Below are 24,291 nucleotides of genomic sequence, written 5' to 3' on the forward strand. Positions count from 1 at the left end.
CCACGGACGATTTGATTGTGGAGAACTACCAGCACGGCCCACAGGTCAAAAATATTCCTATTGCGGTGTAATCATGCGCGCAATCGTAGCCGTTACAAGCAACTGGGCCATTGGCTGTAAAGGCCGCTTGCTTATTTCCAACAAAGCGGATATGCACCACTTTGTACAGCACACCCGTGGTGGCACCGTTATTATGGGTCGTACTACCTTGGAAAGCTTTCCTGGGTCCAACCCCCTACCCAAACGCCGCAACATTGTACTTACTCGTGATGCAAGTTGGTCTTGTGAGGGTGTAGAAGTTGTTCATAGTGTCTCTCAGGCTCTTGAAGCAGTAGCTACCGAGAACCCCAATGACGTATGGTGCATTGGCGGCATGAGTGTATATGAGCAGATGCTCCCATACTGTTCGGAAGTCATTGTGACCATGCATGACGTAGTAGTGCCAGCAGATGCCTTTTTCCCTAACTTAGATGAAGACCCTTCTTGGACTGTATGCACAAGCGCACAGGGTGGTGTTACTCCTGAAGGCATCTCCTTCCACTTTGTAACCTACCAGCGTGCATAAACGCGTGCGTAATACTACGTCGTGCCATTATTAAAATTAATAATGGCACGACGCTTAAGAAACTAAAAGAACCTTTGCTTACGATTTTTGCCTACGATTGAGTAAAACCAACAATTTACCCGTCGTTAAACGGAAAGCCTGGTCTAACAAAAAGCTATGCAGCAACAGAGCCGTGCTAGTAACCAACAACCATGCTATCAAACAGCATAGTGCGGTTTTCCAGCTCCCACTTACCATCCTTCTTGATCAAGTTGATGGATACGTCAGCTTCTTTGGTTTCGAGACTTGAATCACCAAAACCAGTATCCAAAGCACTCCTGATACCATTACCAATTGCATCAGCATCTTTATTAGTAAAAGCGTCAATGCCTTCGTCACTCTTAGCCCAAGTACCAAATGCATCTTCGAACTTTCTCAAGCCCTCTTTGAGGTCGATATTAGAAACGTGCACACTAGCTATGGCTTTATCGTCACTAATTTTAATATCGCCAACCTTATACTTGAAGTTCTTAAACGCTGCAGCCAAAATATCCTTGCCGTTTATGCCCATGTCGCCCATATCACCCAAATTAGCCTGTTTGAGCAGTTCATCCACTACAGAATCATCAAGAGCAATGGCGCTATCGTAGGTTTTGCTAATAACATCAGTAATTTCTTTCTTGTTCTTCTCTACATCAGCACCCTTGCAGGCAGCTAAGCCACCCACAATGCCACATGCGAGCACAAGGGCTAAAACGGTCTTACAGAACGGGTGGATCCTGCACATGATATCTCCTCTAACGAACGTATAGTGACAAGCCATTGCCATACCACGCCATTGCGCTGACCTGTTTCTCAAAATATAACATGTGTTTAGCAAAAAAGCGGAGTCGCCTCAAGACAACTCCGCTCAACGTGCTCTAACTAAAGTTTAAGCGCATGCAAACACCCTGCTCACGCACACACTTATTGCCAATCGGCTACATCAATCCAAGACAAAAGTGCCTGTTCATGCTCTTTGTGACCGCGAGCAAGCTCGGCAGCAGCAACAATGGGAAGCCAGCGATACACAACTTGCTTAGCCAAGTCAGCACAATCGCAGTACATCTCCAAGTAGGCATCTGCCAGCTTTTGATCATCAAACGAGAAAAGCATGTAGGTCATGGCAACATCTGCTGCAGGGGTGCCCTGCGTAGCATGTGCCCAGTCCAAAACAACACAGCTGCCATCTTTTTGCACCAACACATTAGTGGGATTAAAGTCACCGTGACAGATTTTCTCTTCCTCTTTCATGCCATCCAAACGCATAAGAAGGTCATAGCGCGTAGTAGCATTAATACTGGATAAAGAGTTAATCATGCGGGCAAACTTATCCCTCTGACGAGGCAGTAAAGGAGCGGTATGACTCTGAACATCAAGCTGCAGCTCAATGAAGTTGCTTAAATACTCTGTTAACTTGGTGGGGTTTTGATCCATAAGCACGGAAAGCATGGTGCCTTCCACGCGCTTGGTTTTGAGCGCCCAACCATTATCCAAAGCAGAAACCTCAACAAACTGAGGCGCCTTAACACCTGCCTCATAAACACGAGTGAGATTAAGCGCCTCGTTGAGCACATCAGAAGCGGGCTTGCTATTGTTAAATGCCTTAACAATAGTGTCACCACAATCCCATACCACCTTATTACCACGACGAACAATCTCTTGTTTGTTAGTAGAGAGTTCCATAGCGGCACATCCTTAATCCGAAGAAATACTTATAAGCTCACAAAACCAGACTAATTAATCCTCGTACGTACTTGCCTCATGACCATAGTATGCATCCTTATAGAGGCTGGTAATCTCAGAAATCAAAGGATATCGGGGATTGGCGCCCGTGCACTGATCATTAAAGGCCTGCTCTGCCATATCATCCAGCGTGTCCAAGAAGTACTTCTCATCTACGTTGTACTCTGCAATGGTGTGCTTCACACCTACATGATCAAAGAGGTCATAAATCTTCTTGATGAACTTCTCAAAGACCTCTTGATCATCTGCACCGGTTACGCCGCAGAAGCGTGCTGCCTCGGCATAACGAGCAAGTGTCTTGGGATGATCATACTGAGGGAAGGTGCCCATCTTGGTGGGACGTTCAGCGGAGTTGTAGCGCATAACGCGAGGCAGAAGCACTGCATTGGCCAGACCATGAGGAATGTGATGGAAGGCACCAAGCTTGTGAGCCATGGAGTGGTTGACACCCAAGAAGGCGTTTGCAAAGGCAAGACCACCTAGGCAAGACGCGTTAGCCATGTGATTACGTGCTTCAACATCATTGGGATTGTCATAGGCACGACCAAGGTACTCAAAGACAAGTTTCATGCCACGCAAAGCCATACCGTCGGTATAGTCAGAAGCCATAACAGAAACAAATGCCTCAAGGCAGTGCGTAAGAACGTCAACACCAGATGCAGCAGTCAGGCCCTTGGGCTGGCTCATCATATTGTCTGTATCCACAATTGCCATGTTAGGCATAAGTTCATAGTCTGTAATAGGCCACTTTACGCCCGTCTCTGCATCGGTAATGATGGCAAAAGGAGTTACCTCAGAGCCCGTACCAGAACTTGTTGGAATGGCTACAAAGAACGCCTTCTTGCCCATCTTGGGGAACTGATACACGCGCTTACGGATGTCCATAAAGTCCATGGACATATCTTCAAAGTTCTCCTCGGGGTTCTCGTACATGGACCACATAATCTTGCCTGCATCCATAGCAGAACCGCCACCAATGGCAATGATGCAATCAGGTTCAAATGCCTTCAGCTGCTCAAGACCCTTCAGCGCATCCTGCAATTTGGGATCAGGCGAGATGGACCAGAAGCTGGAGTGAACAATGCCCATGGCATCCAAAGACTCCTCGACCTTCTTGGTAAAGCCACTGGTATAAAGGAACTGGTCAGTAACAATGAAACAACGCTTCTTGTTGTAAACGTCCTTGAGCTCCTGCAATGCAACGGGCATGCAGCCCTTCTTGAAGTAGACCTTCTCGGGAGTACGAAGCCACAGCATGTTCTCACGCCTCTCTGCAACGGACTTGATGTTGAGCAAGTGCTGAGGGCCAACATTGCCAGAAACGGAGTTACCGCCCCAGGAGCCGCAGCCCAGCGTAAGCGAAGGAGCCATCATAAAGTTATAGAGGTCACCAATGCCGCCCTGAGACGATGGCGTATTAATAAGAATACGGCAGGTCTTCATAGCGTTGCGGTGCTTCTCGAGCTTCTTAGCCTCATTAACGTTTACGTACAAAGAAGAGGTATGACCATAGCCACCATCCGCAACGAGGCGCTCTGCCTTGGCAAGAGCATCATCAAAGCTCTTGGCCTTATACATGCCCAAAACAGGAGACAGCTTCTCGTGTGCCATTTCCTCAGAAGGATCAACAGAAGTTACCTCACCAATAAGAACCTTGGTGGACTTAGGTACCTCTACACCAGCAATCTGGGCAATGGTATAAGCGGACTGACCAACAATCTTAGCGTTTACGCCACCATTAATAATAACGGTCTTGCGAACCTTATCCAGCTCAGCGCCCTTAAGGAAGTAGCAACCACGACGCTTAAACTCGGCCTTTGCCTCGTTATATACATCCTCCACAATGGTAACGGATTGCTCAGAAGCACAAATCATACCGTTATCAAAGGTCTTAGAATGAATGATGGAGTTAACGGCCAGTTTAATGTCTGCGGTACTATCGATAATAGCAGGGGTGTTGCCAGGTCCTACGCCTAAAGCAGGCTTACCAGAAGAGTAAGCTGCGGCAACCATGCCAGGACCACCTGTTGCCAAAATCATATCTGCAGAGCTCATGAGGGTGTTGGTAAGCTCCAAAGAAGGAACGTCAATCCAGTCAATGATACCCTTGGGTGCACCGGCCTTCTCTGCTGCTTCACGCACAATCTTGGCAGCAGCAATGGTGCAGCCCTTAGCGCGAGGATGCGGAGAAATCAGGATGGCATTACGCGTCTTAAGACAGATAAGAGCCTTGAAGATTGCGGTAGAAGTTGGATTCGTAGTAGGAATAACAGCTGCTACAACACCTAAAGGTTCTGCTACCTTTTTGTAGCCATAGGCGGGATCATCCTCAATAACACCGCAGGTCTTCATATCCTTGTACTTGTTATAGATGTACTCGGAAGCATAGTGGTTTTTAATAACCTTATCTTCCACAATACCCATACCTGTTTCCTCTACAGCAAGCTTAGCCAGAGGAATACGAGATTTATTTGCAGCAAGAGCTGCCTCGTAAAAAATCTTGTCTACTTGCTCTTGAGAAAACTTTGCAAACTCCGCTTGCGCTTTGCGCATAGACGCGAGTCGCTCGGTAAGCGCATCTACACTATCAATCGGCGGCAGTGCTTTAGTCATGTTTTACCTCCAGGGTATCCAGTGACTTACTTGAGCTTATTGCTGTCCTCTTAATGATACAAAATCCGCTCACCGAAAAGTTGGACTTTTGCTCTTTTTTATACAAAATTATGCCATCTACCTGCAGGTTGACTAGTATATCATGGTCAATTTACGATAAGTTGACTATGATTTTAGGGTCATTAGTTCAATATATCTTTTGGTACCTGTTTTTCTAGATACCAAATACATCCCCCGTAAATAACACCAAAACCAAGCACTAATGTAAGAATAAGAACACCTTGCAAGCCAATTAAAGAAGAAAGTAATGCGTTTAAACCCGAAAAACAAATAGCACCAAGTGCAACAGATTGACTTTGAGCAGAAAGTACCGCAGCACGATATCCATCAGGCAAATTGCGTTGGAAAATCATACGCTTAATTGGAGCGCAAAAACATGAGAAGACAGACTCAAAGATATATACAATAGGCAGAACTATTGGAGCTACAAACGGCATGAAGAACAAAGACATGCAAAGAAAACGCCCCGCATATCCACCTGCAAGTAATTTACGTTCACTCATAAAAGTTACAATATGTGGAACGAATAAACCAATCAGTGCAGAAACTATAAGTTGAACAACAAGGCTTATTCCTGCTAAATTTGCTCCAAGTCCGTTTTGTTTGAGTACCACTGAATAAAAATCTTCAAATCCAACAAAGAAAACTGCCTGAGCAAAATCCATAAGCAAAAGACAGCATAAGATATGGTTTCCTTTTATGTGCTGAAGAAGTCCCATAAAAGATACTTTTTTATTAGCGAAATTATCACTAGATGATTTATTGGTCGCCACTAGTGACTCGGTTTGCATATTTTGATTATTACTATGAGGTTTTATGCACGAAGCATCATTAGCAGGAAATGCAAATCCTATGCCAAGGCTAAGAATTACAGCAATTAAATCTACTATAATACCAATGTTAAAAAGAGTTGCTTGAGCAAAAATACCACCCAATAGCGCAGTGACACCGTATGAAACATAAAAAATTGCGTTCTCGATAGAATTGTACTGCACAAGTTTTTTCTCATTAACATGTGCAATATAGATTGCTTCAAACGATCCACTTAAACAGGCCACAGCTATACCTTTAGAAACAAACGTTACCACTAAGAGTACGAAGCTTTGCTCGTTAAGAAGCAAAATGTAGTATAAGGCCATAAAACCAAGACCCAGTAGACCAACAAAACGATGTCCAAAGCTATCGCTTATTAACCCACTAGGAACTTCAAGGATAAGCCTGCAAACTTGATAGACCAAAATACCTAAAGAAACTGTAGCAACACTAAATCCTACCTGGGAAAGATAGAGTGTCAAAAAATACAGACGTTTTAATTAAAATTTTTTAACACGCTGATATTAAAATCATACATCCAGTCAGTAAAAGATTCCATCATGCATTTGCTCACAAGTACCCCACGCGTTGCGCATTTGAGCACTCGTGTATCTTTGTCTTCGCGCGCATCTATATAGTATGTAGGGTTAGTTGCAGTAATTGAAATAAGATACACATTAAGAAACGGTACTTTTTTACCGAGACCTTTTGAATGTCTTTAACCGTGTACGTAAGATTTATTGTAGGATGACCGTTGCCAGAGGGTGCAAATACTTTTACAGACCCATCTCTATGAATTTCAACTGCTCGTCCTGAACAAAAGAGATTAAACCACATAAGAAAAATAATGATGGGTATCCAAATTATGGCGATAACAGCAGCAGTTAAATCCGTAGCATCAAAAAGATTAAAGGTTTGTCCCATAGAAAGAATTCCAAAAGGCAACAAAAAGCCCAACAAGGTAAGCATAAACAACACGAGATTCATTCGTTTGGAACATGTAAGAACCATACGTGCCCTACCCCTCTTACAAAGTTTTGAGCTTACACTCAAATTTAAGCACTTGCACTTGCCAATCTTGTGCTTGAGCAAAGTATGAATGCCACTGATTAGCGTTCTTTACTCGCCAATCAACGCGCGCTCCAAAACCACCTTCGAGTGTCTGAGCTGCAATTTTGAATGAAGAATCTGTCTTCAAGCCAGGCCAGCGTACCTCTGCAATTTTGGGATGTGCCTGCAAGTACGAAGCAACTATGCTTGCAGCATCACTAAGCTTACGCCATTGCGTACATGCCGATTTTTGGTAGCTGTCTAGCTCATCTGTCGATAAACGCACAGCACCCGCAGCTTCTAATTGCTCGCATAGGTTTAAGCCCTCCCCTGCCAACAGCACGATAACTTGATTGGGAATATCAGCAGCGACAATTGTTACATCTGCCCCTAAGCGCGCAACAGGTACACCCGTTAAAGCCCCAAAACCCAACTCGCGCAGGTCATACAAAGCAAGTTTATCTTGCTTATGAACCTCAGCAATGTCGGTACGTACATCTGCACAATATAAAGGCAAGCCCCCCAAAGCTGTGCAACTACACAGATGAGGAGCTTGCAGAAATTGCGTTATTGCTGGTAAAGCCAATATGTAAGCACAAAAATGATTCAACTACATCCTTACTTGTACGAACACCTAAGTGCTCATCTCAACGTTGAAGCTTAGCTACGTTCAGAGATCTCTTCCTTAATGGCAGCAATAAATTCTTCCATCGAAGTTTGATGTGTCTCATTAGAGCGGTCACGAACAGAGATATTGCCTGCCTCGACTTCTTTCTCGCCCAAAATGAGCATGTAAGGAACGCGATCGATAGAGCGAGCTTCACGGATTTTATAACCTATCTTCTCGTCACGATTGTCTACCTTAACGCGCACACCAGCAGCACGGAGTTGAGAAGCAACCTCATTGGCATATTCGCGGGTCTTCTCGGAAACAGGAAGCACCTTGACTTGTAGCGGAGACAACCAGGTTGGGAACTTACCCGCATACTGCTCTATGAGCATACCAATAAAGCGCTCAAAAGAACCAAAGCCAGCACGGTGAATCATAATAGGACGCTGCTTGGAGCCATCGGATGCCGTGTACTCAAGCTCAAAGCGCTCAGGCAATTGGAAGTCAAGCTGAATAGTGCCACACTGCCAGGTACGACCAAGACAATCCTGCAAATGGAAGTCAATCTTGGGACCATAAAAAGCACCGTCACCCTCATTTACAATGTACTCAGCACCCATAGAATCTAAAGCATCGCGCAAACCCTGCTCAGCACGCTCCCAATCTTCATCTGAACCCATGGAGTCCTCAGGACGGGTGGAAAGCTCAATGCGATATGGGAAGCCAAACTGAGCATAATAGGTAGTAATAAGGTGAGCCGTATCCATTACCTGCTCGGTAATTTGATCAGGCATAATAAACAAGTGGGCATCGTCCTGCGTAAACTCACGCACACGGAACAAACCATGCAAGGCACCCTTAAGCTCATGACGGTGATCAAGACCAGCCTCTGCAAGCTTGAGAGGCAAATCACGGTAACTACGAGGACGATTCTTGTACACCAAACAAGCACCTGGGCAGTTCATTGGCTTGATAGCGTACTGCTCATCATCAATGACAGTGGTGTACATATTGTCTTTGTAGTGGTCCCAATGACCAGAAGTCTCCCACAGGGTACGAGACAGGATAATAGGCGTCTGAACCTGCTCATAGCCATAGGCATCCTGCATCTCTTGCCAATACTGCATAAGAGCATTGCGTACACGCATACCATTGGGTAGCCAGAAGGGAAATCCGGGGCCAGCCTCGGACATCATAAAGAGGTCCATCTCGCGGCCAATCTTGCGGTGGTCGCGCTTCTCGGCCTCTGCCAAAAGCTCCTCATACTGAGCAAGCTCTTCCTTGGTGCGGAACGCTACACCGTTAATGCGGGTGAGCATCTTATTGTCTTTATCGCCCTTCCAGTAGGCACCAGAAACACCTGTGAGCTTAAAGGCTTTGAGCGCTTTGGTATACATAATGTGAGGGCCAACGCACATATCTACGTACTCGCCCTGCTTGTAGAAGGTAATGCGAGCGTCCTGAGGCAAATCATCAATATGCTCTACCTTGTACTTCTCACCACGTTCCTGCATATGAGCAATGGCTTCTGCGCGGGGTAGCTCATACGTCTCAAACTTAAGGTTTTCCTTGCAAATCTTGCGCATCTCTGCCTCAATAGCAGGAAAATCATCCTCAGAAATCTTTACGCCCTCGGGCAAATCAATATCGTAGTAAAAGCCGTTATCCGTAGCAGGGCCATAGCCAAAATCTGCTTCAGGATATAAGCGCTTTACTGCCATAGCCAAAATATGGGAAGCGGAGTGGCGCAGCACCTGTAGCTCTTCATCCTCGCTCAACTCTGCTACGTGACCGTCATTAAACAATGCCTTCATGAATAGATCCTTCTTAACTCGATGATTCACTCAAACTCATACACCATTGCGATACAAAAAACGCCCATCACGACAGAGCGTGAGAGCGAACGTATGGGCGCCTGTCCAGGGCAATCGATGCCGTTGTAGGAGACAGACGCCTACATAGTCTGAGTTTGAGTGTTGTTTGCAGACCAAAGCCTGTAACAATGCATAACGAGAAAACCTTCCTTTTGCGTATATACAGGTTTACCACATACGGAAGGTGTTGTGCAGCCACAACACCAAGTTTAATCAGTGTTTACAAAGCATGTCTATATTTGTTATCGATAAAACAGATAACGTGTTGGCATATATTACTACCACACTGACGGTTGTTTATGCCGTTGTACCTCTTTATAGTACTGTACATGAAAACAATGACGACATATCCACTGCAAATGCTTGCTCCGATGCAGATGCTCAAGCCCGAGCACCTTATCGTTTTGAGCGAAAGCTTGGTGCTTGGGCGTTATTGTTAGGTTGCTGCAGGCGTATGCGTGGAGCAACCCGCTCCCGTTTGTTTTGCACAGCTGCTAACCCTGAAAGCACTCTTATACATGATTCGTATTTCTCAGCTAACTAAAACTTTTGAAGGCACCTCTGATGTGCACGCCCTCAAGGGTGTCTCACTGGACATTAGTGACAAAGACATCTTTGGCATCATTGGCATTAGTGGTGCTGGTAAGTCAACACTGGTGCGCTGCTTAAATTTGCTAGAGCGCCCCACTTCTGGCTCCATTGAGGTGGATGGTGTTGAGGTGTGTAAGCTTACAGGTCGTGAGCTGCGCGAATATCGGCGCCGCGTTGCCATGATTTTTCAGGGTTTTGGTTTATTGGCTCAAAAAACAGTATTGGATAACGTCTGCTTTCCCTTCTTGGCAAGCAAGGGTGTGGTAAGCGCGCAAGACAAACAAACCGCACAGGACTTACTAAAACGCGTAGGTTTAGCATCTAAGGCAAACTCTTATCCTTCTGAGCTTTCTGGCGGTCAGCAACAGCGCGTAGCCATTGCACGAGCCTTAGCATGCAATCCAGAATACATTTTGTGTGACGAGGCAACCAGTGCACTCGACCCCGCTTCTACCGCTTCTATCTTGGAACTTCTCAAGGACATCAATAAAGAAACGGGCGTGACCATCATTATTATTACGCACTCCATGGACGTTGTTCAAAGCGTCTGTAACAACGTAGCAGTTCTTTCTCACGGTGAACTTGTCGAGAAAGGCAGCGTAGAGCAGGTATTTTCTCACCCTGTGCACAAGATTACGAAGCAACTTTTAGGCGTGGAGGACTGGCATGCATAACATCAGCTCATTTTTTGACGCCTATGCAGGTCTTATTGGTGCTGGCATTGTAGATACGTGTCTCATGTTGTTTACCTCTACAGCTCTTGCGTATGTATTCGGTTTGGTGCTTGGCATTGTGTTGCACATAACTGCACCTCAGGGGCTGCGGTCTCATCGCATACTCAATGCAATACTGGGCTGGATTGTAAATATGAGTCGTTCTATTCCTTTTATTATTTTGCTCGTTGCTGTCATGCCTGCTACACGCACATTGGTTGGTACTACCACAGGCGTTTTGGGAGTCATTCCTCCCCTGGTGCTTTCTACCACACCGTTTGTTGCGCGCATGATTGAGCAAAGTCTTGCAGAAGTTGACCGTGCTTCTATTGAGGCAGCTGTTGCCTGTGGTGCCTCGGTTCCCCGTATTGTAGTAAGTGCTCTTTTGCCCGAAGCATTGCCTTCTATTGTGCGCGGTATTTCCATCACACTTATTGCGGTATTGGGCTACACCGCCATTGCTGGCGCTGTAGGAGCAGGTGGTCTGGGAGACATAGCTATTCGCTATGGCTACTATCGCTATGAAGACAACATTATGTTTGTAACTGTTGCCCTCATGGTGGTGCTTGTACAAATTATTCAATCTACCTGTGATGGTATTGCTCATGCTATCGACCATCGTAAGTAGCGTATACCTCGTCTGTACTCACCACAACCTTTGACAAAGTTCTTGTCAAATATCCCAATTTGGAATATTTCTTTTCTCTTTTTAGTTCTATTTTAAGGAGCAAACCTATGATTTCTCGTCGTACCTTTATTGCCTCTGCCGCAGCTCTTATTACCACTGGTGCGCTCAGCGCCTGTTCAGGCGGCTCATCAAAGGCAAGTTCTGACACAAAAACCCTTACTGTTGCTGCAAGTCCTTCCCCTCATGCGGAGATTTTAACCAAGTTTGCTAAAGACAAACTTGCTCAGAAAGGCATTGATCTTAAGGTCAAGGAGTATACGGACTACATCATTCCTAACCAGGTAACCAGCTCTGGTGAGGTAGATGCCAATTACTTCCAACACATCAATTACCTCAACAATTACAACAAACAAAACGGTACTGACTTGGTGGGCGTAGCTGCCATTCACTATGAACCCATGGGCATTTACGCTGGCAAGTCCAAAGATCTTAAAGCTCTTGCCGATGGTGCTCAGATTGCTGTTCCTAACGATCCTACCAATGAGGGGCGCGCCTTTTTACTTCTTGCTCAAGAGGGACTCATTACGCTTAAAGACCCCAATAACCTGGAAGCAACTCCTGGTGATGTAGCAGACAATCCTCACAACATCAAATTTGTAGAGGTAGAAGCAGCGGCTGTTGCCCGTCAACTACAAGACGTAGATTTTGCAGTTATTAATGGCAACTATGCCATTGAGGCAGGTTTCCACGTTGCCAATGCTTTAGCAACAGAGAAACCCGATGGTAAAGCAGTTGAGCAGTACGCCAACTACATTGTTACCACGCCTTCCCATAAAGATGACGAACGCATTCAAGCTTTGGTGGCAGTGCTCACCTCTGATGACTTTAAAACCTATCTAAGCAAGACATACGATAAGGACGTTTTGCCTGCGTTTTAAGGCTACTCTGAGCAAGCTATCTTGAGCACCCTGTAAGCTGCGCGCTCATACTCCTATCTAAAGCTACCGCTGCACAAGTGGCTGCTTCCTTTACGAAAGGCTGGTGTCACCTTATGGCGGCACCAGCCTTACTACAAACAACCATCTTGATATATGTTGCTTGGTATATGCTGTTATCGTTACTTAGTCTTCTAAGACAGCTAGGACGTCTTCCGTGAGTTTCTCGGGAGTAATACGAGCTTCTTCAAGCAAATCAGAAGGCTTAAAACGGTCGTAAAACTTACGCTCAAAGCCACGCACCAAAACCTTAGTTGTGGTATCGGCTCCTAGATACGCGGACACACGCTGGCCAAAGCCACCATCTGCAATGCCATCTTCAATGGTAAGAATTACATCGTGTGTTTGTGCCAAGGCATCTAACGTTGCGGTATCTAAGCCTGATGCAAACAAGGGCTTTACCAATGTAGCATCAATACCAACTCCCGCGAGTTTCTCGATAGTCTTTAGACCAATACCAAAGAAATCACCAACTGCAATGAGTGCTACCCGAGAGCCTTCATGAACAAGCTCCCAAGCAAGCTTGGAATAATCCGTGCGCACACATTGATCTTCTGAAGCATGTACCACAGGACCAGCAGGAATAGTAATGTATACGGGCTCTGTATCCTGCTTAATAGACCAATCCACCATGGCAAGGTATTCTTCCACATTAGACGGTACTAAATGTTTCATACCGGGAATGCTTGAGACCATAGCAATAGAACTCAAAGCACAATGCGTTACATCATTACCACCAAATACAGACCCATTACCAGCAAGAATCGTAGCAGCATTACCATTGATGCTAATATCCTGAAACATCTGGTCATAGGCACGTTGAATAAACGTGGCAGAACTTGCCCATACCGGATGTGCGCCACCCTTTGCTGCACCAGAAATAAGTGCAGCCGCAGTCTCTTCTGCAATACCAACATCTATATACTGAAGACCCATGCGCTGGCGACGCTCGGGATTCATGCCAATCATCCCAGGTACCGCACTGGAAACAACCAAGAGTTTCTTGTCAAATTGTGCGAGTTTTTCTAGATGGTCACCCATGAGGGCGCCATAGCTTTCTCCACTATAGCTACGCTGCTCACCCGTTACTACATTAAACGGACTTGCCCAATGCCAATGCTCGGGGTCTGCCTCTGCAGGGCCGTAGCCCTTACCCTTTTTGGTGTTGAGGTGCACTACGATGGGATGATCAATATCACGAACCGTCTCAAAAATCTCGATAAGAGAATCAATGGTGTTGCCCTCTTCTACATAGATGTAGTCTAAGCCCATGGCACGAAAGACATTGTGGCCATCGGTACCATGTGATTCGCGCAAGCGCGTAAACTCGTCATACATGCCACCGTGGTTTTCTGCAATGGACATCTGGTTATCATTAAACACAATGATAAAGTTGGACGTAAGTTCACCTGCTACATCCAAGCCCTCCAAGGCTTCTCCGCCAGACAGGGAACCATCACCAATGACCGCTATGATGTTTTCTTTACCACCAGCAAGGTCACGTGCTTTAGCAAGGCCAAGTGCCAAGCTAATAGAAGTTGAAGTATGGCCTACCTCAAAGAAATCATGTTCTGACTCTGCAGGATTGGTATAGCCAGACACGTCATCATAATGGTCTGGATCAAGATATGCCTGTACACGACCCGTAAGCATCTTATGGGGATAGCTTTGGTGCGAGACGTCATACACGATCTTATCGACAGGTGAATTAAACACACGATGCAATGCAATGGTTGCCTCGACAAAACCAAAATTAGGTCCAAAGTGACCACCATGAACACTTCCGCGCGTGAGCAATGCAGAGCGAATTTCTTGTGCAAGCATAGGCAATTCTTCTTGAGGAAGCTCTTTGACATCTTGGGGACCATGAATGTTTTCAATAATCATGTAAGGTTTCCCGCCTTTCAAATTACATTGCCATCTATAGACGTGCCGAAAGTAGTCTTCCCGTATTTATGTCATCACAAGCTCATATCACAAAGATGCAACAATCCTCCGTACTAGCTAAAAACAAATCGGGCTAGAAGAAAACCTTCTAGCCCGAGAGAGGGAACTCTTGTATGTAAGGCTCTACTTACACTGCAGAGCCTTTTCTTATCCGTAGAGAAACCCGATATGATAAGGAATTACTAACCTTATTTATCGGATTTACGACGCCTTGCCAGGAAGAATAAGCCGCTGCCCGCCAAAATTGCAGCAATCAGAGCAATGATGACATTATGAATAGTGTCATTATTCTCAGTCTTTGCAACGCTATTGGTGCTGTTTGCCTGAGAGCTGGTTTGGGGCTTATTGGTATCCTTCTTCTCAGAAGGCTTGGAAGCGCTCTTGTCCTGAACAGAAGGAGTGGCTGCTTCTGGAGCTGCAGGTGCTGTAGGAGCTGTAGGAGCTGTAGGAGCTGCAGAAGCCGCGCTATTGGACGGCATACCAGTGTTACTTGCTTGGGCTACGCCATAACGTGCCATATGCTTAGGAACCTTTACGGCAGCCTTCTTTGTAGCCGTACGAGAAGGACTTGAAGCTGCAGGTTTAGTAGCAGTAGTGCCATTCTTGATAGTCGTACTTGGCTTGGAAGGTGTAACGGGAGGTTTAGGCATCAAGCGGTTAACCTGATCTTGCGCCCAAGCCTGATCTGCTAACACCTCTACAAGATAACGTCGTGCCTCATCAAACAAAATTGTCGCATCAGCAAGCTCAGTCTGAGCAACTTTGTGCTCATGCTTAGCAGCATCAGCCTTAAGGCGATTCATGCGCAGCGTCTTAACAAGGTTATTGATATTTTCAAACGCCGTGGGATTGTCCCCGTCTGTGCTCTTTGCAGTATTCCAATCCAATGATGCAACACGAGCTACCGCAGCTTTTGCAGCTTTGACCTGCTCGCCTACTGCAGCTTGCTGCTTGTTAGCGTCCTCAAGTGCAGACTGTTTCTTAGTAAGCTCCGCACTTGCAGCCGCAAGCTTCTTTACAGCTTCTTCTACCTGAGCAGAGGCCTTTGCAAGACGATTATTAGCAGAAGCCAGCTCATCACGCTGCTTGGCAAGAGCAGTAAGCTCGGCCTGCAAGCTCTTCTTCGCAGCATCCAAATCAGAAGCCGCCTTTTCAGCGCTCTTAGCAGCCTGGGTGTACTTATCATCATCCTTTATTGCCGCTTCACACTGAGCTGACAGCTCATCACGCTGCTTTTTAAGCTGCTGTATTTCAACCACATGACGCTCATACTCCTTAAGAGCATTGTCGTATTCCTTCTGAAGCTCTTGCACCGCATTGTCAGCAGCGCCAAGCTTCTTCTGAGCCTCATCACGCTGAGCAAGAGCAACCTTAAGCTGCTGGTCTGCCTTCTGCTGGTTTGCACGATCCTGCTTCACGAAGCCTTCTTGCTTGGCAAGATCTTGCTGAGCATTCTCATGGTTCTGAACAGCCTTCTTGAGCTGATCGCGAAGCTGAGAAAGATTCTCTTGTGCAGCCTTAAGTTGGGCTTGTTGCTTATCCATACGAGACTGTAAAGAATTACAACTCTTAGCTGCAGACTCTTCTTGCTTAGTAAGATTGGCAACTTCTTCGTTTGTAGTACGAGCAAGGTTGTCATATTCAGTCACTTTATTCCGAGCGAGTGACTTTTCAGACTCCTTGGTCTTAATTTGTGTATTAACCTCGGCAATCTGCTGATCAAGCTTCTTAATTGCTTCCTTAGTCTCACTGGTTCCAGCATTAGCGCTCTTCTTGAGCTCATCACGCTGTTTGGTCAAAGCATCGCGCTTAGCCCACAAATCTTGAAGATCACGATCTGCCGTTGAAGCTTTTGCCTGTGCTTGTACAAGCTTCTTTTTAGCGTCCTCATGCCTTTGCTGAGCATCTTGCAAAGAAGCCTGAAGATTTGCCCAACGCTCATCTGCTCCCACAAGCCCATCGCGCAGCTGCTCGATTGCTTCCTGTGCTTTTGCAATCTCTGCCTCTTGGTTCTTAACCTGCTGAGTAGCCTGCTCAAGCTCCGTTTTGCGCTTGTCGGCCATTGCTTTTGAATCGCCCAGCACCCATTCACTTTGATCAAGCTTTTGCTTTGCCTGTGCAAGCTCTGCCTCACGCTGTTGAACAAGCTTCTTTGCCTCATCAAGCTGCTTTTGAACCTCTGGATTTTGCTGAGATCCTGCCTTTGCCTTTGCCTCGTCTAAAAGCTTTTTCAGTCGTTCGGCAGAATCCTTTGCCTCATTGCCTGCCGTTTCAGCGGATTGTAATTTACTAGTAGCCTCTGCAAGATCATCCTGCTTTTGCAGGCGTGTTAAACGTGCTTGGTTGGCAGCTTTTTGAGTAGCGTAGCGTTGAGTTACCGCAGCCTGATGCTCTTGCGTTTTCTTCGCAAGCTCTTGTTCCTTAGTGGCAATTTGTGCCTTCAAGTCATCAAGCTTCTGAGTGCCCGCTGGATTATCTTTCTGAGCAGCCGCTAATTCCTTGTCTGCCTTCTGCTTTTCTTGCTGAGCCTGCTGTTGTTGCTTCTGGGCCTGAGTAAGCTGTGTGTGTGCGTCTTCTACAGCCTTCTTGCTTTTTCCCGCAGCTGCACTAGATTCAGAAAACTGCTTGTTGGCAGCATCCTTGAGCTCCTTAACAGCTGCTTCACCGGCTTTGTCAGCAGAATCAACAGCTTTGTCAGCAGAATCAGCCTTTGCTGCTTTGGCTTTCGCTTCAGCAACAGCACTATTATAGATACGCTGAGCACCCTTTACGCCTGCTTGTGCAGCAGCGCTAAAATCTTTTGCCTCATCCAAAGTAGCTTGAGCCTCTGCCAAATTCTTAGCAGGCACGCGATTAATACGTGTTTTAGGGGCATCAGAATCAGTTACGGAGGCAACAGTCGAAGTTGGTACCGTAGAAGCAACCGTAGTATCGCCCTGTGCAAAAGCACCAGTTGGCAAGGACGATAGTACCGTAATTGCGCTTGTTGCAACGGCAACTACCTGCGTAGACTTCTTCATTTTCTTACTCAAGATCAATCCATCCTTACATCTCATGCATCATATACGTTATTGCATATTTCTTCGTATCGCTTGCCCTGATTCGAATTATTTTCTAATTCAAGTCAAAAACAGTCTATAGAGGATAACATGTAACGTTGTTACTGGTATATAAGTTTGATTATTTTTTGAGTACATACACTAGAACTACAAAAAATTGAACTTATGAAGATTATATACACTACCTTTTGATTGCGTTTATATGTATTTTTTTCTTATGAACAATAGTTTTATCTTTGTTTTCCTGTGTGATATACCACTATTACAAGTAACAGTGGTATTTTGCAGTACAAAACGGTACACGTTCGTCCAAATTGTCAGCTAGATAAAACAAAGTCACTTACACGACTTATAAAAATGCCGAGAAAATCTTCTCGGCATTGCGTTTCTATATTGTATAAAGCTCTGTTAGTTAAAACTGTAATAACAAAACTACACTAGTACTGATTTGCAAAAACTGATGTGCAAAACAAGCACATGCAGTACGTCCTCGTTCAAAAAGCAAGCTCCCCTATTGGATACGTGTACGGCAGTAAGGACATACCTTCCAATCCGCATTAAGAGGACGGTGACAGGTAGGACATACGTTGCGTACCTGCGTATTGCAGATAGGACACACAATAAAATCGCGGTCAATAGGCGTACCACACTTAGGGCAAATACCATAGTGAGAAAGCTGGTGCTCGCGCAGAGCAATATCAAGATCCTGCTCTTCTCGGTCTACTAAATAGCTACTTGGGCGCAAAATTACATAAGCAAGTAAGCCCACAATGGGAATGACTGAGATAATGGCCCATAGCCACCAGGGTTCCGCACCACGGCGCTGTGCATCGCGAATAACATACACAATCGACAAAACATACAGCATAACAACGCACGCGAGCATCAGATAAATGACCATGCGTACTTCAGGTGTAATAAGCTGATTGATAAGGTCAGACATGTGGAAGTGCTCCTTTATTGTACGGTTTCAAACGCGCGTGCGCGCTCCTCAAAGATTCTAGCAGAGATTACTCTACAAACACTTCTATCGCAGGATTCTAACAACTTCACCTACCAAGGTAATGGAACCACATGCTATCCATGTAGTATCCTTCAACGCTTCTACGGCTTGCTCTACCGTAGAGAAGACCTGTGCAGGAGCATGTCCTGCCTGCTCAAAGAGCTGTGCAAGTTCAGCGGCAGGCAGCGCACGTGGCGAATGTGTTTGTGTAACGCAAATCTGTGGAAACTCTGTAGCCAACAAACTTACTATGCCCTCCACATCCTTATCAGCAAGAACTGCACACAAAAGCTGTGGACGATCTTCTCTCTTTGGTGCAATGGCGCGCACAGCCGTCAAAAACGTTTGGACTGACTGCGGATTGTGACAGGCATCCACAAGTATAGGTGGATAGGAACGCACTAAATCAAAGCGCCCTGGCGTGGGACACTGTACAATACTTCGTTCTGCGGTGGATTCATCCAGCGCATGACCCAAAAACAGCTCTGCCAGTACAACAGCACAGGCATAATTTGCTGCCTGATAACTCGGTTTAAGAGCACCTAAACTACTATATGTTGCACAAGGTGTGGTTACACGTGCAAGCACGGTGTCGCCAATTTTATTGGGATAGTGCGTAATGTCATACGTAGCTTCAGCCAACGGAAGATCACTATGAGTCCGCAGCTGGCCCGGATTCATTTCCCCTTCTGCATCCTTAGGCTTAGCAGGACGCAATAAGACGGGCCTGACACCGGCATCTGTGCACTGATGTAAAAAGATGTCTTCTACAGAAGCTGGTGTTGCTGTACCCACGCCTAAAACACAGGTTCTACCAGGTTTGATGATGGCAGCTTTTTCCTTTGCAATAGCCTCTACTGTGCTTCCTAAAATGCGGGTATGATCAAGACCCACACCAGTAATAGCAACAGAGTCAATGGACTTAACAGCACTGGTTGCATCCCAGCGGCCACCCATACCACATTCTAATACGGCAACCTCCACGCCCTTCTCGGCATACAAAACACATGCAGCAACGGTAAGCGTGTCAAACTCTGTAATATCATAGGGGCGCACATGAGCAGCTCGGCGACGTTCATTCACACGACGACCTGCCTCTGCTGCAGCAGCAATACCATGACCAAAATCTTGTGGGCTCACAGGCCTGCCATCAATTTCCATACGCTCGGTATACTGCACCAGTTCAGGAGACGTGTACAGCGCTGTTTTATAACCTTCACCACGCAACAATGCTGCGGTAAAGCGCGCGGTTGACGTCTTGCCATTAGTGCCTGCAATCTGCACGGACCTAAAAGCAAGATCAGGATTGGCCAATTCTGCAAGCATGTCCTGCACAGTTTCCAATAAGGGCTCAATACCAAAACGCAAGGCACTCTGGAGATGAGCGCACGCTTCGTCATAGGTAAAATCAGTTACAGCAAATGGGAGCGAATAGCTCATGCACCTATCCCCTTAGTCCCAAAAGACCCATGGCCTCTTCACGTGTTTTTGCATTGGTTTTAAAACAACCGCGCACCGCAGACGTAACCGTCTCTGATCCAGCTGCACGAATGCCTCGCACCGTCATACAGGTATGCTCTGCCTGAAGCACCACTAACACTCCTAATGGATTAAGGGTATCCAACAGTGCATCTGCAATCTGAGCAGTCAAACGCTCTTGTACTTGCAAACGGTGGGAATATCCACTTACACAGCGCGCAATTTTGGACAAACCCGTAATGCGCCCTTCTCGTGGAATATACGCAACATGTGCGCACCCCACAAAGGGCAGCATATGATGCTCGCACATAGAAGAAAAAGGAATGTCACGTACAATAACCATCTCTTGATTATCATGCTCGTGGAATTGTTTAAGCAAATGTTCTGCAGGGTTTTCTTCCATACCCCCAAAGAGCTCTTCATACGCACGCGCCACGCGATCTGGCGTACCCGCAAGGCCTTCCCTATCTGGGTCTTCTCCAATTGCTAGCAGCAGCTCACGTACAGCAGCTTCTACACGGGGTTTATCTATAGCCATACAACATCCTCTAGGCAATGCTGCGCTCAGCAGCAGTAACAACATGGTCAATAAGCACGGCGGTGGTAAGCGAGCCAATACCACCTGGTACGGGGCTAATCGCCTTTACTACAGGCTCTACGCTGGCAAAATCTACATCACCCACCAACGATTGAGTTGTTTCATCCCAGGTAATGCCTACATCTATAACCACTTGATTGGGATTGGCACCAACTGCCGAGAAACTCTGTGGATGTCCTGTAGCAACTATGACGAGCTGCGCCGATGCACACAGCCGTTCTGCTTGGTGTGTTTTAGAATGGCAAACCGTAGTTGTAGCATTGCGCGCCAACAGCAGCGCTGCCAAAGGACGGCCTACCACCAGTGAGCGCCCCATAACCACTGCATGGGTACCCTCTAGTGTAATCTCATAAAAGTCAAGCATACGAATAACGGCTTCTGCAGTGCATGGTGCAAAACCTCTTGGTTCATGCGCAAACACACCATAGAGTGAACCTTGCGTAATGCCATCAACATCTTTGTGAGGATTAAGAGCAGCACAAACCGCCACCTGATCAATTTGCTCTGGCATAGGACGAAATAACAGCACCCCATGAATAGCGGGGTCTTGATTAGCCGCTTCCACAGCATCAAGCACATCGTGCGTCGTGCAATCCTGCGGCAACACGGTAGTTTGTACCTGAACGCAAGCTGCCTCCGCACGCTTAAGAATACCGCGCTCATAGGACAAATCATCCGGACGATTACCCACACGTACTAAGGCAAGCGTAGGCATTATTCCTTCTTGAACCAATGCCGCCACACGAGAAGCGCTTTGTTCTTGCATCTGTTTTGCGACAGGTGCGCCGCGTAATAGTTGTGTCATATCAGTATCTTCTTTGTATTTATCTTAGCGTGAACGAGGAGTACGTATTTGCGAACACACCTGAGTTGCTAAGGCATGCGCACGAGGTAACCAATGATCTAAAATCTCGTCACATTCAGACTCAATGTGCTCACGCTGCACGTCATCTGCAAGGCAGCTCGTATTAACAAAGACATTGAGCGCTGCTGCTTGTAAGGCAGCTTCACACAACAAAGCACCTGTTCCCACATCAGACAAAAGCAACTGAGAGCAGATACCACACACTTCTTCTAATACCACAATGGTTTGAACAAGCTCTCGCATCATAGCCTGAGGCGCTCTTGTGGCATTAAGCGTTGCTTGTTGTATGTGAGCAGCACGTGTGGAATCAGACTTGGGTAACGCCCATACCTGTGCGAGCGCCTCTACAGCTTGGGCATCACAATCCACCTGCCGCATAAGATCCGTCGCCTGGTTTTCTAATTGTTCAATAAGCTCACCCAAACGACTGTTATGCTGAGAAAAAGCAGGTTTACCTTTAGTGAACGATGCAGCCATACAGCCCAACGAGGCCCCAAGAGCACCAACTAATGCCGTGACCGAACCCCCACCAGGAATAGACTGCTTTGAACCTACCGCACGAACATAGTCTGTGCAGCGCAAATCTGTAACACGTGTCATCAAAAAATTATCCTCCAGCACCTACGTGCAAGTTTAGAACAAACCTACAATCTTGCCATCTTTGGTTACATCAATCTTCTCGGCAGAAGGAATCTTAGGCAAGCCAGGCATGGTCATAATATCGCCTGTAAGTGCCACAATAAAGCCTGCACCAGCAGAAACTCGCAGGTTACGTACGGTAATACGGAAATGAGTGGGTGCACCCAACTTGGTTTGATCATCCGAGAAAGAATACTGTGTTTTAGCAACACACAAAGGCAGATTACCAAAACCCTGCTCTTCTAGCTGCTTGAGTTGCTTAGTAGCGGCAGGAGTAAAATCTACGCCATCTGCATGGTAAATCTTCGTAGCAATATCAGTAAGCTTTTGCTCAATACTGTCTTGTGTGTCATAGGCATACTGCAACTGGCTAGGCTCATTACAAAGGCGGACCACCTCTTTTGCTAGATTCAAACCACCTTCAGAACCTTTAGCCCACACCTCAGAAAGAGCCACCTGCACGCCGAGCTCATTGCACTTTTGCTCCACCAATGCCAGCTCTGACGGCGTATCCGTAGGAAATGCATTGATGGCAACCACCACAGGCAAGCCATATACCTCACGGATGTTTTGAGCATGACGCAAGAGGTTAGGCATACCAGCCTCAAGCGCAGCAAGATTTTCTTGCGTAAGTTCTGCCTTGGCAACACCGCCATTGTATTTAAGCGCACGCACCGTTGCCACTAACACAACGGCAGATGGAGCAATACCCGCAGCGCGGCACTTAATATCCAAGAACTTCTCGGCACCTAAGTCTGCACCAAAGCCAGCTTCCGTTACCACATAATCCGCAAGCTTAAGAGCCGTCGTAGTTGCTTCCACCGAGTTACAACCATGAGCAATATTGGCAAAAGGCCCACCATGAACAAACGCAGGATTATTTTCCAGCGTTTGAACCAAATTGGGTTTAAAAGCATCCTTAAGCAGCGCTGTCATAGCACCTTGAGCGTTGATGTCTGCCACGGTAACAGGCTGGCGATCGTAGGTATAGGCAATAACCATGCGTGCCAAACGTGCTTTAAGGTCCAACAAATCTGTTGCCAAGCAGAAGCACGCCATAACCTCAGACGCAACGGTAATATCAAAACCATCTTGGCGAGGCATACCATCCGCAATGCCACCAAGACCATCCACTACGTTGCGCAGCTGACGGTCGTTCATATCCACGCAGCGCTTCCAAACCACACGACGAGGATCAATACCTAAAGTGTTGCCCTGTTTAATATGGTTATCAAGCATGGCTGCACACAAGTTATTAGCTGCGCCAATAGCATGAAAGTCACCCGTAAAGTGCAGATTAATATCTTCCATTGGAACAACCTGGGCATATCCGCCACCCGCAGCACCACCCTTAATGCCAAACACGGGCCCCAATGAAGGCTCACGCAAGCACAACAAGGTATGGTGACCAAGCTTGTTCATTGCATCCGCCAAGCCGACGGAAGTCGTAGTTTTCCCCTCGCCAGCAGGAGTGGGGTTAATGGCGGTAACCAGTATGAGTTTGCCCTTCTGGGGTTTATCGGCAAGTGAGTGAATATCCACCTTGGCCTTGGTATATCCGTAAGGCTCCAGCATCTGCTCGGTCAAGCCAGCTTTCTTGGCTACTTCAAAAATAGGCAATAACTGCGCTTCTTGAGCAATCTCAATATCGGTCTTAGCCATGGCAAACCTTCCTTGGTGCTTTTGGACAAACGTGGACAAAAAACTTAGGGACGGATTACGTGCTCATTACAAACCACACAACGGACAGGAAGATCCCTGTTAGTCAGGCAATGCTCGCTGTCTAAGCTGTCAATACAATTGGGGCTATGAACCACACCCACACTAAAACCTGGAAATATCGATAAAAACCTGTCATAGCAACCAGCGCCATATCCCAAACGATACCCTTGCTGGTCATATACCAACCCCGGTACCAAGGCAAGCTGCTGTGGGTTGCTTACAGGATTATAAGCTGCAATGCCACCAAAAGGACGCGCGCCTGGGATTTCTGGATACCCCTGCCCTACGTCTATGGGAGCATCGTCATGTATAACGGGCTCCCAAATGCCAAAAGCGCTGCGTTTAAAGCCAGCGGGCGCCAAATCATCCTGGCAAGCAAGCTGTTCATAGTCAAGATGAGGTGCGCGCTCATACCACATCAAACGCTTTGTATCTGTATCCATGCGAGGAAAGACTACGTGTTTACCCTGTTGCCAAGCAGTCTTGATAAGTGCAACAGTAGAGACTTCCTTTGGCAAAGACACATAGGCAAAAACCGTACGCGCTTGTTGCCATTCAGGCAAAGCGAGTACCTGCGCAGTAATAGCGGCATCTTCTCGCACACGATCAGCAGCAACAAAAGATGAACGGCGCACGCAAGCCTCATTGCGCAAGGATTGCTTGCACTTTGGAATAAAAGATGTGCGCTCGTTCACCCTCATAC

The 24,291-nt window shown here is 46.6% G+C and carries 19 protein-coding genes; 4 read left to right on the top strand and 15 right to left on the bottom strand.

Annotation, left to right across the window (positions count from 1 at the left end; all coding sequences use genetic code 11):
- A partial coding sequence (locus tag SPD80_RS05955) for a dihydrofolate reductase (protein ID WP_320828932.1) occupies positions 1-565 on the top strand: 565 nt, incomplete at its 5' end.
- A 175-nt stretch (positions 566-740) separates the two neighbouring features.
- On the opposite strand, the gene SPD80_RS05960 is transcribed toward SPD80_RS05955, so the two are convergent.
- From SPD80_RS05960 to thrS, 6 genes are all read right to left on the bottom strand, one after another.
- Entirely contained in the window at positions 741-1,331 is a 591-nt protein-coding gene (locus SPD80_RS05960; protein ID WP_320828934.1) for a hypothetical protein, read from the bottom strand.
- A 179-nt stretch (positions 1,332-1,510) separates the two neighbouring features.
- Positions 1,511-2,269, bottom strand: a complete 759-nt coding sequence (locus SPD80_RS05965) for an aminoglycoside phosphotransferase family protein (protein ID WP_320605933.1) — start codon at positions 2,267-2,269, stop codon at positions 1,511-1,513.
- Between the two features lie 54 nt (positions 2,270-2,323).
- Positions 2,324-4,942 carry a bifunctional acetaldehyde-CoA/alcohol dehydrogenase gene (adhE, locus tag SPD80_RS05970; protein WP_320828935.1) on the bottom strand — a complete coding sequence of 873 codons (2,619 nt, stop codon included), beginning with the start codon at positions 4,940-4,942 and terminating at the stop codon, positions 2,324-2,326.
- 182 nt (positions 4,943-5,124) lie between these two features.
- Entirely contained in the window at positions 5,125-6,297 is a 1,173-nt protein-coding gene (locus SPD80_RS05975; protein WP_320828937.1) for an MFS transporter, read from the bottom strand.
- 545 nt (positions 6,298-6,842) lie between these two features.
- Entirely contained in the window at positions 6,843-7,382 is a 540-nt protein-coding gene (locus SPD80_RS05980; RefSeq protein ID WP_320828938.1) for a PLP-dependent transferase, read from the bottom strand.
- A gap of 143 nt (positions 7,383-7,525) precedes the next feature.
- Entirely contained in the window at positions 7,526-9,289 is a 1,764-nt protein-coding gene (gene thrS / locus SPD80_RS05985; RefSeq protein WP_320828939.1) for a threonine--tRNA ligase, read from the bottom strand.
- Positions 9,290-9,867: 578 nt separating this feature from the next.
- Here thrS and SPD80_RS05990 point away from each other — a divergent pair.
- The 3 genes from SPD80_RS05990 (at position 9,868) to SPD80_RS06000 (ending at position 12,219) form a co-directional block, all read left to right on the top strand.
- Complete coding sequence (locus tag SPD80_RS05990; protein ID WP_320828940.1) at positions 9,868-10,614, top strand: methionine ABC transporter ATP-binding protein; 747 nt, start codon at positions 9,868-9,870, stop codon at positions 10,612-10,614.
- Entirely contained in the window at positions 10,607-11,281 is a 675-nt protein-coding gene (locus tag SPD80_RS05995) for a methionine ABC transporter permease (protein ID WP_320828941.1), read from the top strand. Before SPD80_RS05990 ends, SPD80_RS05995 begins: the two co-directional genes overlap by 8 nt.
- A gap of 107 nt (positions 11,282-11,388) precedes the next feature.
- Positions 11,389-12,219 carry a MetQ/NlpA family ABC transporter substrate-binding protein gene (locus tag SPD80_RS06000; RefSeq protein WP_320605920.1) on the top strand — a complete coding sequence of 277 codons (831 nt, stop codon included), beginning with the start codon at positions 11,389-11,391 and terminating at the stop codon, positions 12,217-12,219.
- A 183-nt stretch (positions 12,220-12,402) separates the two neighbouring features.
- Here the strand turns inward: SPD80_RS06000 and SPD80_RS06005 are convergent, their stop codons facing one another.
- From SPD80_RS06005 to SPD80_RS06045, 9 genes are all read right to left on the bottom strand, one after another.
- A complete protein-coding gene (locus SPD80_RS06005) occupies positions 12,403-14,163 on the bottom strand; it encodes a 1-deoxy-D-xylulose-5-phosphate synthase (protein ID WP_320828942.1) in 1,761 nt (586 codons plus the stop codon).
- Positions 14,164-14,411: 248 nt separating this feature from the next.
- A complete protein-coding gene (locus SPD80_RS06010) occupies positions 14,412-17,255 on the bottom strand; it encodes a hypothetical protein (RefSeq protein ID WP_320828943.1) in 2,844 nt (947 codons plus the stop codon).
- A gap of 538 nt (positions 17,256-17,793) precedes the next feature.
- A complete protein-coding gene (locus SPD80_RS06015; protein WP_002563437.1) occupies positions 17,794-18,225 on the bottom strand; it encodes a zinc ribbon domain-containing protein in 432 nt (143 codons plus the stop codon).
- 84 nt (positions 18,226-18,309) lie between these two features.
- A complete protein-coding gene (locus SPD80_RS06020) occupies positions 18,310-19,725 on the bottom strand; it encodes a bifunctional folylpolyglutamate synthase/dihydrofolate synthase (protein WP_320605912.1) in 1,416 nt (471 codons plus the stop codon).
- A 4-nt stretch (positions 19,726-19,729) separates the two neighbouring features.
- A complete protein-coding gene (gene folE, locus SPD80_RS06025; protein ID WP_320605911.1) occupies positions 19,730-20,302 on the bottom strand; it encodes a GTP cyclohydrolase I FolE in 573 nt (190 codons plus the stop codon).
- 10 nt (positions 20,303-20,312) lie between these two features.
- Positions 20,313-21,167, bottom strand: a complete 855-nt coding sequence (locus tag SPD80_RS06030; protein WP_320828944.1) for a bifunctional 5,10-methylenetetrahydrofolate dehydrogenase/5,10-methenyltetrahydrofolate cyclohydrolase — start codon at positions 21,165-21,167, stop codon at positions 20,313-20,315.
- Between the two features lie 24 nt (positions 21,168-21,191).
- A complete protein-coding gene (locus tag SPD80_RS06035; protein ID WP_320828945.1) occupies positions 21,192-21,827 on the bottom strand; it encodes a cyclodeaminase/cyclohydrolase family protein in 636 nt (211 codons plus the stop codon).
- A gap of 33 nt (positions 21,828-21,860) precedes the next feature.
- Positions 21,861-23,528 (bottom strand): formate--tetrahydrofolate ligase, encoded by a 1,668-nt coding sequence (locus tag SPD80_RS06040; protein WP_320828947.1) that lies wholly within the window; start codon positions 23,526-23,528, stop codon positions 21,861-21,863.
- A gap of 44 nt (positions 23,529-23,572) precedes the next feature.
- A complete protein-coding gene (locus SPD80_RS06045; protein ID WP_320605904.1) occupies positions 23,573-24,283 on the bottom strand; it encodes a 5-formyltetrahydrofolate cyclo-ligase in 711 nt (236 codons plus the stop codon).
- Positions 24,284-24,291 lie beyond the last annotated feature (8 nt).

The organism is Atopobium sp., assembly GCF_034113385.1.
Classification (GTDB): domain Bacteria; phylum Actinomycetota; class Coriobacteriia; order Coriobacteriales; family Atopobiaceae; genus Atopobium.

Bases quoted from the DNA above. Each gene is read 5' to 3' on its own strand.
- SPD80_RS05960 (WP_320828934.1), bottom strand. From the start codon at position 1,331: ATGTGCAGGATCCACCCGTTCTGTAAGACCGTTTTAGCCCTTGTGCTC.
- SPD80_RS05965 (WP_320605933.1), bottom strand. From the start codon at position 2,269: ATGGAACTCTCTACTAACAAACAAGAGATTGTTCGTCGTGGTAATAAG.
- adhE (WP_320828935.1), bottom strand. From the start codon at position 4,942: ATGACTAAAGCACTGCCGCCGATTGATAGTGTAGATGCGCTTACCGAG.
- thrS (WP_320828939.1), bottom strand. From the start codon at position 9,289: ATGAAGGCATTGTTTAATGACGGTCACGTAGCAGAGTTGAGCGAGGAT.
- SPD80_RS05990 (WP_320828940.1), top strand. From the start codon at position 9,868: ATGATTCGTATTTCTCAGCTAACTAAAACTTTTGAAGGCACCTCTGAT.
- SPD80_RS05995 (WP_320828941.1), top strand. From the start codon at position 10,607: ATGCATAACATCAGCTCATTTTTTGACGCCTATGCAGGTCTTATTGGT.
- SPD80_RS06000 (WP_320605920.1), top strand. From the start codon at position 11,389: ATGATTTCTCGTCGTACCTTTATTGCCTCTGCCGCAGCTCTTATTACC.
- SPD80_RS06005 (WP_320828942.1), bottom strand. From the start codon at position 14,163: ATGATTATTGAAAACATTCATGGTCCCCAAGATGTCAAAGAGCTTCCT.
- SPD80_RS06015 (WP_002563437.1), bottom strand. From the start codon at position 18,225: ATGTCTGACCTTATCAATCAGCTTATTACACCTGAAGTACGCATGGTC.
- SPD80_RS06020 (WP_320605912.1), bottom strand. From the start codon at position 19,725: ATGAGCTATTCGCTCCCATTTGCTGTAACTGATTTTACCTATGACGAA.
- folE (WP_320605911.1), bottom strand. From the start codon at position 20,302: ATGGCTATAGATAAACCCCGTGTAGAAGCTGCTGTACGTGAGCTGCTG.
- SPD80_RS06030 (WP_320828944.1), bottom strand. From the start codon at position 21,167: ATGACACAACTATTACGCGGCGCACCTGTCGCAAAACAGATGCAAGAA.
- SPD80_RS06035 (WP_320828945.1), bottom strand. From the start codon at position 21,827: ATGACACGTGTTACAGATTTGCGCTGCACAGACTATGTTCGTGCGGTA.
- SPD80_RS06040 (WP_320828947.1), bottom strand. From the start codon at position 23,528: ATGGCTAAGACCGATATTGAGATTGCTCAAGAAGCGCAGTTATTGCCT.